This is a genomic window from Exiguobacterium alkaliphilum 12/1 (assembly GCF_000714435.1).
Taxonomy (GTDB): domain Bacteria; phylum Bacillota; class Bacilli; order Exiguobacteriales; family Exiguobacteriaceae; genus Exiguobacterium; species Exiguobacterium alkaliphilum.
Genome location: NZ_JJMW01000008.1, coordinates 52,234 through 68,167, shown reverse-complemented (window position 1 = coordinate 68,167; position 15,934 = coordinate 52,234). Strand labels below are relative to the sequence as shown.

Genomic DNA, 15,934 nt, shown 5'->3' with positions numbered 1-15,934 from the left:
AACTAGCCGGTTTTAGAGCTTTTCAATAAAAAGAGGGGTCCGGTCACCGATTTTCGGTGGCCGGACCCCTTCTTTGCACTTCCCCCGATGCCATTGGCGATGAACTTCCGTAGGTTCACCGCCATGAGGGCGAAGCCGAGCTCGCGTTTCACGCGCTGTTTTCCTCTAACGGAGAAGCGGGTGAAACCCAAATTGGCCTTCAGATATCCAAAAACTGGTTCCACGTCCGTCTTGCGGCGGGCGTAGAGGGCACCGGTTTTCTCATCCGAAAGCAGCGTTCTCGTCATATGCTTTTGTTCTTCCCAGGCCCCGTTCACGCTGACCTGGCGGTGTCTCCCCGGTTCGGCCTTCGTGCACAGCTCCCGGAACGGGCAGCCGTCGCAGCTCTCGCACTCGTACACACGGAAGTCGCGGGTGAAGCCGTTCCGGTCGGTCCTGTGGGACTCATGGCTGAACGGGAGACGTCTCCCGTCCGGGCATGTGAACGTGTCGGTCTCGTCATCGTACGCCCAGTTCGCGATGTTGAACGGGTCCTCGCGCCATTTCTTCTTCCGTTCCTTCCGGTACATCGTATGCGGGATCAAGGGGAGGCGCCCCCGGCGCTCGAGTATGTCCGTGTAGTTCTGCTGGCTCCCGTATCCCGCGTCGGCGACGATGTGGGCGGGCAGGTCGAAGAACGTTTCGATTTCATCGAGGAACGGGATCAACGTCTTCATGTCGGTCGGGTTCGGATAGACGTCATAGGCGAGCGTGTACTGACCTTCGGTTGCGATCTGGACGTTGTAGCCCGGCTTGAGTTGGCCGTTCTTCATGTAATCCTCTTTCATCCGCATGAACGTCGCGTCCCTGTCGGTCTTCGAGTAACTGTTCCGTGTACCGAAGGTGGCCATGTGCCCCTCGTATCGGCGTTTCCGGGCGGCGAAGTCGGCGGCCTGTTTGTGGAGACGACGGGGCACCTTCCGTTCCGCACGCAATCGTTTCCGTTCGGCGACGTCGGTGGTCGAGGCGATCTCCTCGTCGATGGCCTCGATCTTTTCTTCAAGTCGCGCGGCGACCTGTTCGAGTTCTTGGACCGAGAGCGCGTCCGGGCTCTCCCGTTCGATCTCGGGGATGACCTGGTCGGCCATCAGTTCGTCGTACAGTTGGTTCGACTTCTCGACGAGCGCGGCGCTGTATCGCTCGACCGCCCTCCGCCAGACGAACGTATAACGGTTGGCGTTCGCCTCGATCTTCGTGCCGTCGATGAAGATCGCCTCCTCGTCGATCTCGCCGGTCTCGACGAGATGGCATCTGAAGGCGACGAACGCGGCCTTCAGGATCGGGGCGACAGCCGGGTGAACACGGAAGCGGTTGATCGTCCGATAACTCGGCTCGTGGCCCTGGGCGAGCCACATCATCCGAAGACTGTCCTTGAGTAGGCCTTCGATCTTTCGGCCCGAGAATGCGGACTGCGTGTAGGCGCAGAGGACGATCTTCATCATCATGCGCGGATGATAGGCCGGGCAGCCCGTCGTTCGCCAGAACGGCTCGAAGGCCTCGTCGGGGATCTGTTCGACAAGGTCGTGGACAGCGAAGGCGATATCGTTTTCCTGGAGACGGACTTCTAAATCTAGGGGCAAAACCAATTGGTTCATGGTATACTCTTTGTACATGGGGGCACCTCCAAAGTTATGGTTTGGTCACTTTAACTTTATCAGAGGTCGCCCCTATCTGTTTAGTCCGAAATGCGTGCACGAACCCATAAAAATGACAAGAGGCCACCTGGAGCGAACAAGTCGCTCCAGGTGGCCTCTTTGTTATAAATCTACTGAGGTTATGTCCCAGCCTCTTGTGCGTTACCCGAGATGATAGCCGGCGTAAGCGGCAAGAATCCCGAGGATGTATGTGGCGAATAAATACAGGCCGAACTGAACCCAGTCTTTCGTCACGAAGCGCATCACTTCGAGCTTGAACGTCGAGAACGTCGTGAACGAACCGAGAAAGCCGACCCCGACTCCAAGCAGCACCGTCTCGTTCATCGACGCGTTGAACAGATAGCCAAGAAAGAACGAACCCGTCACGTTCACGAACAGCGTCGCCCAAGGGAAAACCGAGGCCGTCCATCGCTTCACAAGTTGACCGATGCCAAACCGGGCCATCGCCCCAAAGAACGCACCGACCATGACAGCCAAAATCGTCATGACGCTCCCCCCTTACGATGTTCAAACCGACGAAAACGTCGGTTGCCCAACCTATAGCCTAACCATGAGCTCAACAAGCCGAGGACGACACTGAGCGTGACGTAAACCATCGCACCGACGAGGTTTCTCGCCTCAATCATGACGATCGTCTCGACACTGAACGTCGAAAACGTTGTAAACGACCCGATGAATCCCGTCCCGAGCGCCGTCACGACCATCGGTGAGAGACGTCCTGTCCGAAATAAAAAGTGCGTGAGCCAACCGAGCACAAAACTTCCAATCAAATTGACCGCGAGCGTCTCAAACGGAAACGACCCGCCATAAACGTTATGCACGCCAACGCCAATCTCATAGCGAAGCAACGCCCCGAGCGCACCGGCCAGTCCAACGTATACATACAGCATCGCTGTTCCTCCCTAATGAAAACACCTGCCGTTATTTGCGGCAGGTGTCTGATTGCTTCTTAAATTATAACAAAATGGGCCTGCTTATGAAATAGCCGCTGGAGCGAATACGGCCGAAATGGCCTCGAACGCTTCGTCGAGCTCTTCCTTCGTGATCACGAGCGGAGGCGCGAGGCGAATGACCGTCTCGTGTGTCTCTTTACATAACAGCCCACGCTCTTTCAGTGCCTCACAGTACGGACGGGCCGCCTCGGTCAATTCGATCCCGATAAACAGTCCGCGTCCGCGCACTTCTTTAATCAACGGGTTGTCGATTGACTTCAAGCGGTCCATGAAGTACGTGCCGAGTTCGAGCGAACGCTCTGGAAGTTTCTCTTCTTCGAGCACTTCAAGCGATGCAATCGAGACGGCCGCTGCGAGTGGGTTTCCACCGAACGTCGAACCGTGTGACCCTGGGCTGAACACGCTGAGCACGTCTTCATTGGCCGCGACACACGAAACCGGGAATACGCCGCCTCCTAACGCTTTTCCAAGGATGAACATATCTGGCTCGACACCTTCCCACTCGATGGCGAACCATTTTCCAGAACGACCGAGGCCAGATTGAATCTCATCGGCGACGAACAAGACGTTCTGCTCACGGCACAGCTCGCTCGCACGCTTCAAATAGCCTTCCGGCGGGATGATGATACCGGCTTCTCCTTGAATCGGTTCGACGATGAACGCCGCTGTGTTTTCCGTCAACGCCGCTTCAAACGCTTCGATGTCACCGTATGGGACGACTTTGAATCCTGGCAAGAGCGGGCCGAACCCACGCTGATATTCGGCCTCTGTCGACATCGATACAGCCGCCATCGTCCGTCCGTGGAAGTTTCCGGAGCAGACGATAATCTCTGCCTGCCCTGGAATCTGTTTCACTTCATACGCCCAGCGCCGCGCCGCTTTGACGGCTGTCTCGACCGCCTCAGCGCCCGTGTTCATCGGTAACACCATCTGTTTATTTGTAAGCGTTACCACTTTTTCATAAAAACGGCCGAGTTGGTCATTGTAAAACGCCCGTGACGTCAACGTGATTTTGTCTGCTTGATCTTTAAGTGCTTGAATGATTTTCGGATGACAATGCCCCTGGTTGACAGCCGAATAAGCGCTCAACATATCCATGTAACGGTTCCCCTCTGGATCCGTCACCCAAATCCCTTTCGCCTCCGAGATGACGATTGGGAGCGGATGATAGTTGTGCGCCCCGAACTTCTCTGTCAATTCAATCACATCTTGTGTCTTTGACATTTGATTTCCCCCTTGTTCTAAAAAGTCGTTCTTACTCTTTCAGTATATGATGACCGTCTTTCTTTTGACAACGGCGAACTTGCCCATTCCTCGGGTTGGGAAAATAAGGTACACTGAACGTAGACTATGATTCATTTGATGAGGATGGGAGGAATTCGTGTGGCTTCTTTACGTGACTTGCCGATTGATGCGTTCATCGATGCGCTGTCAATCCCGTGCTGTTATATCGATCTCGGCGGCGACGTCCTACTTTGGAACGAACATGCGACAGCGCTGTTCGGATGGGAACGGGACGAGGTGCTCCACCAAGCGTTGCCTGTCGTCGAACAGTTAGACAGTGCGCTCGAAACGTGGGCACCCCTGCTCCTCCAATATCCGTTCTCGACGACGGCGATGACGCCGTTCCAACATAAAGACGGGTCGCTCGTCTATGCGACCGCTTATTTGCAATCATTCGCCATCGCCGGCTATACCGGCTACTTCCTTGCCTTTTTACCGAAAGGGTTCGGCCCGCTCATCAGTACCGAACAGTTCAACTTGTTGCATCACTTCCAGGCGATGATTGAACAGACGACGTATTACTTATCCGCCGATGCCGACGGGAGAATCACGGCCGTCAATCCGATGCTCTGTGAATTGATCGGTGAATCGGAGCACCACTTAATCGGTCGGGACTGGTTCGACCTCGTCCACCCGATGCATGCGAAACAACCTATCGCCGAAACGGTTCGATCGGCCCTTCTGTCTGATCGAATTTGGAACGGCGAGATGCCGATTCAATCGAAACGGCATACGACGAACGTCTGCTGGCTCAATTTGACCGTCGTCCCGATTTTAAGTGAACAGGGCGAGGTGCTCCAATATACGGCGTTCGGCTTCGACGTCTCCGACAAGAAACGGCTTGAACGTGAAGTCGAGTATTTAGCGTATCATAACGACTTGACCGGCCTACTGAACAAGAAAGGCTGGTTGCGCGAATATCGCGACATTCTTCAGCTCGCTGATCAATCCGAAGGAATCGTCCATATCGCCCTGTTCGATATTGATCGCTTTAAAATCATCAATGAATCGTTCGGCTCTCGTGTCGGAAACGAGTTGTTGCTTCAAATCAAAGAGCGCGCGTGCCGCCATCTCCCAGACACGAGCGTCATGTTCCATCCATCTGGCGGTTTGTTCGGCGTGTTGTTCTTAGAGGAATCGAAAGAAGATGTGTTCCGATTGTTGCGCCAACTGCAATATGAGTTGCAACGACCGTTTCGCATCTATCATCATTCTATTATGTTGTCGATTTCCATCGGTTGTGTCTTCTATCCGTCAGCGACAAATTCGCTCGAAGAACTGTACGCTCGGGCGGAAAGCGCCTTGTTCAAAGGCAAGCGAATCGGGGTCGGGACGATCCAATTCGTCACGAAAGACATGGACGACGCGTTCTCACGTCAAATCCATATTGAAAAAGCACTCTATCAAGCGCTTGAAGAAAAACATTTCTATCTAGAGTATCAACCGAAGTATGAGTTGAAGACGGATCGACTCATCGGATTCGAGGCATTGCTGCGCTGGCATCACGACGAGCTCGGCCAAATCCCGCCGTCCGAGTTCATCCCGCTCGCCGAAGAGATGGCGCTCATCGTTCCGATCAACAACTGGGTCATCTTAGAAGCGGCGAAACAGTTGAAGGTGTGGCAACCGCTCGTCGACCATTCGTTGTCGATGGCCGTCAACATCTCGCCGAACCAATTCCGAAGCGAGAGCTTCATCAATACGCTTCGAAACATTAAACAACAGCTGCATTTGAATCCGACGGACATGATTCTCGAAATCACAGAAAGTCTCGTCATGCAGCAGACCGAGGAGATTATCGCTCGGATGAATCAAATTAAACGTCTCGACTACCGCCTGTCGATTGATGACTTCGGTACAGGCTTCTCCTCGCTCCAATACTTGAAATCGTTCCCAGTCGACGAACTGAAGATCGATAAAGTTTTTTTAGACGATTGGCTCGCTTCAAAATCACATCTGCTTGATGTCATCGTCCACCTCGGTAAGAGCTTGAACCTTCACGTCGTTGCAGAAGGCGTCGAGGATGAAGAGATGCTCGACCATTTGCGAACGACCGACTGCGACTCGTTCCAGGGGTTCTTATACGCCAAACCGATGCCGCCTGAACGCGTCATCGAACTGTTGACGCACCAGAAGAACGAAAAAAATCACTGACCAACGCGGTCAGTGATTTTTAGTTATAGCGCAATCGTCGCCGTCACCAGCCCATACACGCCATACGTGGCGGCGAGGAGAATCAGGACGGCAATCGCATATTGCATCCGGCTGAGAAACGGACGTCCCTGCTCCCGTTCCGCCACCATGAACACGAAGATCCCTGGTGCGTATAAAATCATCGCGATGAGGACGTACTCGATGCCAGACGCATAGAGCAACCAAGCGGCGTACAGCGAGGCGATGCCCGACACGACGAGCATGCGGCGCGCGTGCATGCGCCGTGCTTCTTTCCATCCAAATAGCGCCGAGAACAAGTAAGGGACGAGCGCCGCGATTCCGGCGATGCTCGACAGTACCAAATACGTCTGTTCGGAGAAAAGCGCGATGACCGTCACGATTTGAGTGAACAGTTGCGTGATGAACAGCGCGTTCACAGGCGTCTCATTTCGATTCAATCGATTGAACACGCGCGGGAACACCCCGTCCCGGCTCGCCACATAAGAGATTTCGGTCGCTAAAATCGTCCAACCGAGTAGGGCACCCCCAAGTGAAACGAGTAGGCCGATGTTGATGAACGTCGCGCCAATCGGACCGACGACCGCCTCGAGCACGTACGCCATCGACGGTTCCGGGAGCGCCGCTAGCTGTTCTTGCGTCATCACCCCGAATGAGAAAATCGAAATCATCATATAGATGAGAAGCGTCCCGACGAGTCCGATGACCGTCGCCCGTCCGACATCGCGCTTATGGCGCGCACGAGACGAGAGGACGACCGCCCCTTCAATCCCGACGAACGCCCAAAGTGTGACGAGCATCGTTGATTTGACTTGAGGAAACACGTGCGACCAGCTGAAGCCATCGCTTCCCCAAAAATCGATTTGGAACGTCTCAATTCGAAACGCGAACAAAATCAAGATGATGAAGAGGAAGAGCGGCACGAGCTTGGCGATCGTCGTGACGATATTCAGGAGCGCGGCCTCGCGCATCCCCCTCCGAATCAACCAAAACAATCCCCAGATGAGGAGTGCGCTCATCAGCAACCGAAACGTTCGATGCTCAGCCGAAAAGATGGGGAAGAAGTAGCTGAGCGTGCTGAAGATGAGGGTGATGTTCGCGACCGTGCCGATCCAGGCGGACATCCAGTAGCCCCAACCGCTGTTGAATCCGATGAAGCGACCGAATCCCTCCTTCGCATACGCATAAATCCCACCGTCGAGTTCCGGACGCATATTCGCTAAAAATTGAAAGACGAACGCCAGCATGATCATGCCGAGCCCGGTAATCGACCACCCAATCAAAACGGATCCGACCCCTGCCCCTTGCGCCATCGCACCTGGTAAATTAAACGCCCCGCCGCCAATCATCGTACCAACGACCATTGCTGCGAGACCGAAAAAGCCGATTCCGGCTGTCTGTGCCTTCATTCAAAACGACCTCCACTTGCTTTGACGTCTGACGAATAACTATACATGCATAACGTATAATCATCCGACGATTTTTCCATTCTACTGAATAAAAGGGTCGTTTGATAGGTATTTCACTAATGTTTATATTTTCGAATAATTAAGAAAAATAAATTGCGTATTCATAATAATTGTAGTTTAATAAACACTATATTCGAAACAATCAGAATTTTCGGGAGGAATCACAATGCGCAACAAGAAATGGTTAGCTTTATCGGGAGTCGCATTACTCGCCACAGCAGCTTGCGGAGGCGGCGAAGAATCATCAAGCTCTTCTGAAGGTTCTTCATCAGGCGACGCGAAAAAAGAAATCACACTCGTTTCGGCGACGGACTTGCCACAGCTTGATCCGACGCTGACGACGGATTCAACGTCAATCATCGTAACGAACAACGTCTTCGAGGGACTGTATCGACTCGATGAGAACAACCAACCGACACCAGGGATCGCAGAAGATGTCGACGTGTCAGAGGACGGCCTTACATACACATTCAAATTACGTGACGCCAACTGGTCTGACGGCTCACCAATTACGGCCGACGATTTCGTTTACTCATGGAAACGCGCCTTGAACCCTGAGACGGGTGCCGAGTACGCCTACATCTTGCAAGACTTGAAAAACGCCAACAGCATCCTCGCAGGAGAAGCCGACGTCGACGACCTCGGTGTCAAAGCACTCGACGAGAAGACGCTCGAAGTCACACTCGAAGCACCGGCTCCATACTTCCTCGGGTTGACTGGCTTCCCGACGTATATGCCACAAAAACAAGAATTCGTCGAAGAACAAGGCGAAGCGTTCGCGACTTCTGTCGACAAGACACTCTATAACGGTCCTTACGTGCTCGAGAGCTGGCAAGACAATACGGGCTGGGTATATAAGAAAAACCCGGACTATTGGGATGCAGACAACGTGAAGATGGAGACGATCAACGTCAAAGTCGTGAAAGATGTCTCGACAGGCGTCAACTTGTTCGAATCAGAGGAGGCGGACTATACGCTCCTCTCATCTGAATTCGTACCGCAATTCCAAGACAGCGACGAGTTCAAGACGCGTGCTGACGCACGCATCAACTTCTTGCGCTTCAACCAAAAGAACGAGGCGCTCCAAAACGTCAACATCCGCGAGGCGCTCGCAAAAGGGTTCGACAAACAAGGCGTCACCGACGTCATCTTGACGGACGGTTCACAGCCAGCGAACTTCATCGTCGCGAAAGACTTCACGTACACGTCTGACGGTGCCGACTTCCGCGAGAAGTATCCGGACCTCCTCAGCTACAACGTCGACGAGGCGAAAGCAGCATGGGAGAAAGGCTTGGCTGAACTCGGTGTCGAGACAATCGAACTTGAGTTTCTCTCACGTGACGAAGAAGCGTTCAAGAAAGTGAACGAGTTCATCAAAGGTGAGCTCGAGAAGAACTTGCCAGGACTTACACTCAACATTAAGCAACAACCGTTCAAAAACTTCCTCGAACTTGAAGGCGCGGGCGACTATGACGTTTCTGCTGCCGGCTGGGGCCCTGACTATCAAGATCCGATGACGTATCTCGACATGTGGGTCACCGACGGTCCGTTCAACCGGATGGCCTACTCGAACGAAGAGTACGACAAGCTCGTTCAAGAAGCGAAGAAAGAAGCCGATGAGATGAAGCGTTGGGAGACGATGCAAGAAGCGGAACGCGTCTTGCTTGAAGAAGACTTCGCCATCGCACCGATTTACCAAAAAGGTGAGGCGTACCTCGAGCGTACGAACATCGAGAACATGTACCGTCACCCGTTCGGAGCTGACGCTAGCTTCAAATGGTTGGACGTCAACTAATCGACAACCCTTTCCGCGCACGCGGAAAGGGTTTTTTGAATGCGGAGAGAAAAAAGCAGGCATGCCCCGAAATGGGACATGCCTGCTTTGACGATTACGCTTCGCGCTCGGCCCGGATTTCTGCCGGGACACGTCCGCGTTTCGAGATGATTTGAGCGACGACGAGCATGACGACGAACGCCGCGAATGCTACGAAGAAACCGATCCACATCGATGTCGTGATCCCGAGTACCAAGTACCCGATCGCAGAGACACCAGCCGCAATCGATGCGTACGGGAGCTGCGTCAACACGTGATCGATATGGTGCGAACCGGCACCCGTCGAACTGAGAATCGTTGTGTCCGAGATCGGTGAACAGTGGTCACCGAACACGGCACCTGCTAAGACGGCTGCGAGCGTCGGGAGCAAGAGCTCCGGTTCGACCGCCATGATCAAGTCCGCCCCGATCGGGAGCATGAGACCGAACGTCCCCCAGCTCGTCCCGGTCGAGAACGCCATGAGTCCGGCGATCGCGAACAAGATGAGCGGCAAGTACGAGGCTGCGATGCGATCCGTGACGAAGCTCGCCAAGTAGTCCCCTGTTCTCATGTCACCGATGACCGCGATGATTGTCCAAGCGAATAAGAGGATGAGGACTGCCGGCCACATCGCCCGAATTCCGGCCCATGTCGCGCGTCCATAGTCACCAGCCGGAATCTTACGGCCGATTAAAAGCAAGAACGTGACAATCAAACTGATGACGGCTCCGGCCACGAGTGAACGCGTGACGTCAGTCGACTCGAACGCACCGAGGAGCGAGAACGCTTGACCGTCTGCCGCGAGCGCCTGACCGCCCGTATAGAGCATGGCCGACACGGTCGCGACGATCAACACGAGGATCGGTACGATCAAGTCACGAACTTTCCCGTTGTCGTGTTCTTTAATGTCTTCACTCATGCCCATCGGAGCACCTTTTGATACGTCATATAGCTCGCCTTGAAGCGCGCGGAGCTCATGCGTACGCATCGGCCCGATCGCGAGACCTGTGAAGGCGACATAGCCTGTCAAGAGCAATGCGAAGATGGCATAGAAGTTCATCGGAATCATTTGAATGAATGCCGAGAGCGACGAATAGCTGTCAATCGAGTATTTCGCCAAGATACCGGCGATGAGTGCGATGATGTATGCCCCCCAACTTGAGAGCGGGCTGATGACACAGACCGGTGCGGCCGTCGAGTCGATCGTATACGCGAGTTTCGCACGTGAGACTTTTTTCCGGTCCGTTAGCGGACGACTGATGTTACCGACAGCCAAACTGTTAAAGTAATCATCAATGAAAATCAAAATCCCGAGTCCGAACGAGACGAGGCGTGCGCCGCGTGCCGTCTTGACGTTTGCAGCCGCCCACTCACCGAACGCCCGGGCTCCGCCTGACGTTTGAATGATTGACGACAAAATACCGAGTAAGAGCAAGAACGCGATCAAGAGCACGTTCCACTCATTCAACTCGCCGTCCGACCAGAACAAGGCGAGAACGTTTGACCATAAGTATGAGATCGAGTCGAGCGGATTGAAGTTATGCAAGAGCAACACCCCTGCGATAATCCCGACGCCAAGCGACGGAATGACTTTCCGCGTTGTGATGGCCATAATAATGGCCAGTAATGCCGGTACGAGTGATAGTACCGAAGTTGAATAATCTACCATGCTGATTTCCTCCTCTTTTGTTTGAGATGAGGCCCCCCTATGCTTAAAAAAACGCAAAGCGAGGGCATCGGCAACAAAGCCGACACCCTCGCTGGATGTTCCGTCTTTCTTAGCCGACTTGGAGCGCTCCATACGTAAATATGTATGGCAGTCTGACGCGTATTCCCCGTCAGCCCAGCACAACCCCATAGACCATGGGTGTTGCACTTCGGCGATTCTGCCTTTTTGTAGCCTTCATCGTTGTCATCCTCCGACTACATACTCATCAGCATCGCACCTCTACCTCATCGATAGCACGAATATTCATTTAAAAGTTACGTCTAAATTATCATAGGTCCATGACACATTTCAACACTTATTTTTCGTCACGGATGATTTGTTTCAATACAGCGAGTGCTTCTTGGTCATTTGCCTCGACCGCTTTAAAGAAATCGCTAAAGAAATGATACAACACGAACCGCTCGGCATGTGACGACGTTTGCTCTTTAATCGTCAAGAGGATGAGGCGGCGTAACCGACGTTTCGTCCGCGTCTCGTCCGGCAATTCTTCATATCGGTCTTTGAAGGCACGATATACAGAATTGATCAAATCCTCATGTTCATCATACGACCGGTTATAAGCAACTTGTTCCATCTGTGATATCCCCCCTTTCAATTTGAACCGATGAAACTTGTTGTAACTATACCAACTTACCGGAAACCGTTCAATCGTTCCGAGCCGTTCTTAACAAAAATCATACGTTAGACCGACTCATGACTCGATGAATGAGAACGTCGTCACATCGAATAGTCCCATGTCCGTCAATTTCAAGTCTGGGATGACCGGAAGCGCGAGGAACGACATCGTCAAATACGGATTGAAATGACGATGCGCCCCGACGACGTCGAGCGCGTCGTTCAACTGTTCGAGCACGTCCGCCACTTCAGCGTAAGGACGCTTCGTCATGAGTCCACCGATCTCGAGTGGCAAGACCGCAAGCACTTCTCCTTCTGATACTGCGACGACGCCACCACCGACTTTCTCGAGCGTCTCGGCCGCGAGCAACATGTCGTTCGGACTGACGCCGGCGATGACGAGGTTGTGGCTATCGTGGGCCACCGTCGCGGCGAGCGCGCCTCGCTTCAAGCCGAAGCCTGTGACCGGCGCGAGTGCCATATGCCCCGTGCCGTGATGTCGCTCGATGACGGCGAGCGTGGCGATGTCTTGGTCGAGGTCTGCCCCGGATTCGTCTGGACTGAAGACGAGGCGCTCCCGTTTCGTCAACAGACTGTTCGGCAACACTTGAATCACGTCGACCGCCTCTTCTTTGACAGGTAACCGGAACGATTCACTCGTCAACGCCGGAAGTCTCAACTCCCCTTTCATCGGTTTCGGCACTTCAATCCCGTTCGCTTCGAACGTCGCTTGGCCTTCACGGGCAACGACTTCGCCGTTCACATAGACGGTTTCGATTTTTACCGATTGGACGTCTGACAAGATGACAAAGTTCGCCTTCTTCCCAGGCGCGATGGCCCCGATGTCGTTCAACCCGTAAGCCTCGGCCGCATGGAGACTCGCAACGGCATACGCCGTTTCCGGTTTGACGCCTTGTTTGATCGCCATGCGAATGTTATAGTCGATCCCACCTTCGGCGACGAGGTCGTCCAAATGCTTGTCGTCGGTACAGAACAAGAAACGATGGGCGTTACTTTCCGTGATGGCCCGGCTCACCTTCTCGACGTTCCGGGCGACCGAACCTTCCCGGATTTGAACGTAAAATCCGCGGCGAACCCGCTCGAGCGCCTCTTCGGCCGTCGTACACTCGTGGTCCGTCATAATCCCGGCCGTCCGGTAGACGTTCAGTTGGTCAGGACCGAGACCGGATGCGTGACCGTCGACGACTTTCCCGACCGCCTCCGTCTGCGCGATTTTTTGGAGCATGTCTACGCTCCCGGCCTCGACCGATGGATAATCCATCACTTCACCGAGGCCGTGCACGCCCGGATCGCCTAAAAACGGGGCCAAGTCCTCCGCATAAAGTTTTGCGCCCGCATGTTCGAACGGCGTCGCCGGCACACAGCTCGGGAGCATCATCCGGACGTCGAGTGGGAGTCCTTTCGCGTCAGCCAACATATATTCAATCCCGAGCGCCCCGTTCACGTTCGCAATCTCATGTGGGTCCGCGATGACCGTTGCGACGCCGAGCGGCAGGACGGCTTTCGCGAACTCGTGTGGCGGCACCATCGATGACTCGATGTGGACGTGTGAATCGATAAACGTCGGTGCGAGCGTCCATGACGGGTCATGGTATTCCGTCTCTCCTTCGTAGCCTTCCCCGATGGCCACGATGTATCCCGCGTCGATTGCGACATCGGTGCGAATCGTCTCACGGCTATACACGTCGATGACCGCCACATCTTTAAAGACGACCGCTGCTTTCTTTTTCTTCGCGGCGATGTCAATCAAATGTTGTTTTTCCATCTGTGTGTCTCCTTTTTTCAACGTATTTTATCTATCTTAACAAGAAAAATCTTTTCGGCGCAATTTCTTTTTCAAGTTGTGCGACAATAAGAGCATATCTGTTTGAAAGGGGTTACACATATGCAGTACAAATTAGGTGATTTACTTCCAAACGTCGACGCGACGGTCTTCGTCGCTCCCGGTGCCCATGTCATCGGCGACGTCACGATCGGGGCCCATTCTGGGGTTTGGTTCAATACGGTCATCCGCGGGGACGAAGGTCCGATTCAAATCGGTTCGTACGTCAACATCCAGGACGGTTCGATGGTCCATCAATACGAAGGCTCACCGACAATCATTCACGACCGTGTCTCCATCGGACACATGGCGATGATTCACGGTTGTGAGATTGAAGAAGGTTGTCTCATCGGGATGCACGCGACCGTCCTCGATGGGGCCAAGGTCGGGAAAGGTTCATTCGTCGCAGCCGGTGCGCTCGTCACGCCGAACATGCAAATCCCAGAAGGGGTCATGGTCATGGGGGTACCTGCAAAAGTCGTCCGACCGCTGAACGATGAAGATCGCTTTATCATGGAGCGGACGGTCAACAAGTACGCCAAACGAGCAGAGCAGTATTTGACGACGTGCGAACCGATCGAACGTAAAGAAAGTTTGTGAAAGCGTTTACAAGATTCATAAATTGTTAACGATTCCCCTGAATTTTCTTCATGATTCCTTTGTATACTGAGGATGTAGTCAAGCCGACGTGTCGAAAGGAGCCAATTGTATGCATCTCAACCACGCTCAACTCATGTTAGACTTGTACGCTTCGTCCATTAACCCAAGCTATTGCCTTCATGTCGAGGATTCGTTCGATGATACGTTGCAAGGCACACATCGAGAGGTTTGGGAACGGATCCAATCGGATAATAGTATAGAGGAAGAAATCAAAACCGGGGGAACGTGATCATAATGATTCCAGCAAACGTCATTCAAGACTGGCTCGCAAATAAATTAAAAAAATAACTTGCATAGACGAAAAGCTCGAGCGTAGACACTGGTCTCCGCTCGAGCTTTTCTTTATTCAAAAATCGTGAGGCAACTGTCAACCGACTGACGACGTTTCTTTGGTGGGACGTCCTCGAATCGCCCGAGTTGGAGCAACCCGACGAACGTCTCTCCTTCCGCCCCGATCATGTCTTGCAGGCGCGCATCCTCAAAGATACCGCCCGTCCGCCAGACGAGGCCGATGTCTCGCTCGCTACAGAGCAGATGGAAGTTCTGGATAAACGTCGCCGTCGCGAGCAACGCATCCTTCTTGTCTTTCTCCGTCTCGAACGGCTTCGTCGTCACGTAGATGCAGGCAGCGGCATTCCGAATCCGCCCGGCAATCTTTTCCCGCTTCGACTCCGGTCCGTCTTGAAACGCTGGCTCGAGCGCGGACAGTAACACGTCTTTCCCGTCTCCGTTGAACAAATAGACGTTCCACGGTTCGACTTTATTATGAAACGGCGCTTGATGGGCCGATGTCAAAAGTTCATACAACTCGGCCGTGTCGAGTTCACCTTCCGTAAACATCCGAATCGTCCGCCGCGATTCAATCAACTGTTGTCCCGCTGTCTTTTCAATCATGTCAATCCCCCCTCTACTATCTGTTTCATCATAATTGAAAATCGTTCTCATGTGTAGCGATTTGACCGAAGATAAAGGGAACCTGATGGCTATTTAGCGAGTATATAGTAGTGAATCGCTCTCATGCTCCATTCGTCGAAACAACCGCCATGAACGAACAAACAGATAAGGAGAGGATCGTCATGACCGCACGGTTCAAATCATTGCTATTATGTACGCTCTCACTCGCCATCTTCACAGCAGCATGTCAGTCCGCGGCCTCTCAGCCTGAAACGATTGAAATGAAAAGTGAAGAAGAACAGCGCCAAATCGTAGACAATTTCACGTTCGACGACTATAAGAAACTGTTTGATGACGTGCTCGTCGAAGCAAACCAGTTCGACGTCGAGGAGCCGTTACGGAAGTGGGTCATTCGGACGTTGGCAGAAGAGAAGCTGTACTATGAAACCGACTTAACAGACGCGCAAGTCATCGCACTCTCGACTGAAGCGATGGAACAAGATGTCTCATGGAAGACGGTCGCAAGAGAAACGTACAACATTCACGTAACCGAAGACGAGATTGACCGATTCATTCAACAAGGTCCGGACCAGAGTGATTTACCAAATCACCTCGCCTACGCGAGCGCTCTCGGTTTATCGCTTCAAGAGTTGAATCATCAGTTTGACAGAGACCTTTATGAAAAGAATACGATTTGGTTACGTCTAATCCCGGTCTTAGAAAAGAAATACGGTACGACGGACAACAACAAACTTGTGGAACGATATGAAGCGGAAGTGAACGCACGACTCGATTGACCTGACAGATG

The 15,934-nt window shown here is 53.1% G+C and carries 13 protein-coding genes and 1 riboswitch; of the genes, 4 read left to right on the top strand and 9 right to left on the bottom strand.

Annotation, left to right across the window (positions count from 1 at the left end; all coding sequences use genetic code 11):
- Window positions 1-2 precede the first annotated feature (2 nt).
- The 4 genes from RT52_RS00460 to RT52_RS00445 form a co-directional block, all read right to left on the bottom strand.
- Complete coding sequence (locus RT52_RS00460; RefSeq protein ID WP_081852620.1) at window positions 3-1,652, bottom strand: IS1182 family transposase; 1,650 nt, start codon at window positions 1,650-1,652, stop codon at window positions 3-5.
- A gap of 183 nt (window positions 1,653-1,835) precedes the next feature.
- Window positions 1,836-2,180 (bottom strand): fluoride efflux transporter FluC, encoded by a 345-nt coding sequence (locus tag RT52_RS00455; protein ID WP_034814391.1) that lies wholly within the window; start codon window positions 2,178-2,180, stop codon window positions 1,836-1,838.
- Window positions 2,177-2,584: a fluoride efflux transporter CrcB gene (gene crcB / locus RT52_RS00450; protein ID WP_034809934.1), complete on the bottom strand. Its 408-nt coding sequence runs from the start codon at window positions 2,582-2,584 to the stop codon at window positions 2,177-2,179. The genes RT52_RS00455 and crcB overlap by 4 nt, the downstream gene beginning before the upstream one ends.
- 84 nt (window positions 2,585-2,668) lie before the next feature.
- Window positions 2,669-3,871, bottom strand: coding sequence for an ornithine--oxo-acid transaminase (locus tag RT52_RS00445; RefSeq protein WP_034814389.1), 1,203 nt, complete (start codon window positions 3,869-3,871; stop codon window positions 2,669-2,671).
- 159 nt (window positions 3,872-4,030) lie between these two features.
- Between RT52_RS00445 and RT52_RS00440 the strand changes: the two genes are divergently transcribed.
- Window positions 4,031-6,085, top strand: a complete 2,055-nt coding sequence (locus RT52_RS00440; RefSeq protein WP_245175437.1) for a putative bifunctional diguanylate cyclase/phosphodiesterase — start codon at window positions 4,031-4,033, stop codon at window positions 6,083-6,085.
- A 23-nt stretch (window positions 6,086-6,108) separates the two neighbouring features.
- Here RT52_RS00440 and RT52_RS00435 read toward each other — a convergent pair whose 3' ends face one another.
- On the bottom strand, window positions 6,109-7,512 hold the full coding sequence (locus tag RT52_RS00435; RefSeq protein WP_034814387.1) for a basic amino acid/polyamine antiporter: 1,404 nt from the start codon (window positions 7,510-7,512) through the stop codon (window positions 6,109-6,111).
- A 226-nt stretch (window positions 7,513-7,738) separates the two neighbouring features.
- On the opposite strand from RT52_RS00435, the gene RT52_RS00430 reads away from it, so the two are divergent.
- Entirely contained in the window at window positions 7,739-9,367 is a 1,629-nt protein-coding gene (locus tag RT52_RS00430; RefSeq protein WP_034814385.1) for a peptide ABC transporter substrate-binding protein, read from the top strand.
- Between the two features lie 94 nt (window positions 9,368-9,461).
- Here the strand turns inward: RT52_RS00430 and RT52_RS00425 are convergent, their stop codons facing one another.
- The 3 genes from RT52_RS00425 to ade all read right to left on the bottom strand — a co-directional run bounded on the left by RT52_RS00425 (window position 9,462) and on the right by ade (window position 13,515).
- Complete coding sequence (locus RT52_RS00425; protein ID WP_034814383.1) at window positions 9,462-11,054, bottom strand: Na+/H+ antiporter NhaC family protein; 1,593 nt, start codon at window positions 11,052-11,054, stop codon at window positions 9,462-9,464.
- A gap of 113 nt (window positions 11,055-11,167) precedes the next feature.
- Window positions 11,168-11,344: riboswitch (Lysine riboswitch) on the bottom strand.
- A gap of 65 nt (window positions 11,345-11,409) precedes the next feature.
- Complete coding sequence (locus RT52_RS00420) at window positions 11,410-11,688, bottom strand: hypothetical protein (protein WP_034809944.1); 279 nt, start codon at window positions 11,686-11,688, stop codon at window positions 11,410-11,412.
- Window positions 11,689-11,805: 117 nt separating this feature from the next.
- On the bottom strand, window positions 11,806-13,515 hold the full coding sequence (gene ade / locus RT52_RS00415; RefSeq protein WP_034814382.1) for an adenine deaminase: 1,710 nt from the start codon (window positions 13,513-13,515) through the stop codon (window positions 11,806-11,808).
- 120 nt (window positions 13,516-13,635) lie between these two features.
- On the opposite strand from ade, the gene RT52_RS00410 reads away from it, so the two are divergent.
- The gene (locus tag RT52_RS00410; protein WP_034814380.1) at window positions 13,636-14,172 is read left to right on the top strand and encodes a gamma carbonic anhydrase family protein; all 537 of its coding nucleotides are present in this window, start codon (window positions 13,636-13,638) and stop codon (window positions 14,170-14,172) included.
- Between the two features lie 402 nt (window positions 14,173-14,574).
- Here RT52_RS00410 and RT52_RS00400 read toward each other — a convergent pair whose 3' ends face one another.
- Complete coding sequence (locus RT52_RS00400) at window positions 14,575-15,126, bottom strand: nitroreductase family protein (protein ID WP_245175436.1); 552 nt, start codon at window positions 15,124-15,126, stop codon at window positions 14,575-14,577.
- A 182-nt stretch (window positions 15,127-15,308) separates the two neighbouring features.
- On the opposite strand from RT52_RS00400, the gene RT52_RS00395 reads away from it, so the two are divergent.
- Entirely contained in the window at window positions 15,309-15,923 is a 615-nt protein-coding gene (locus RT52_RS00395; protein ID WP_034814377.1) for a hypothetical protein, read from the top strand.
- Window positions 15,924-15,934 lie beyond the last annotated feature (11 nt).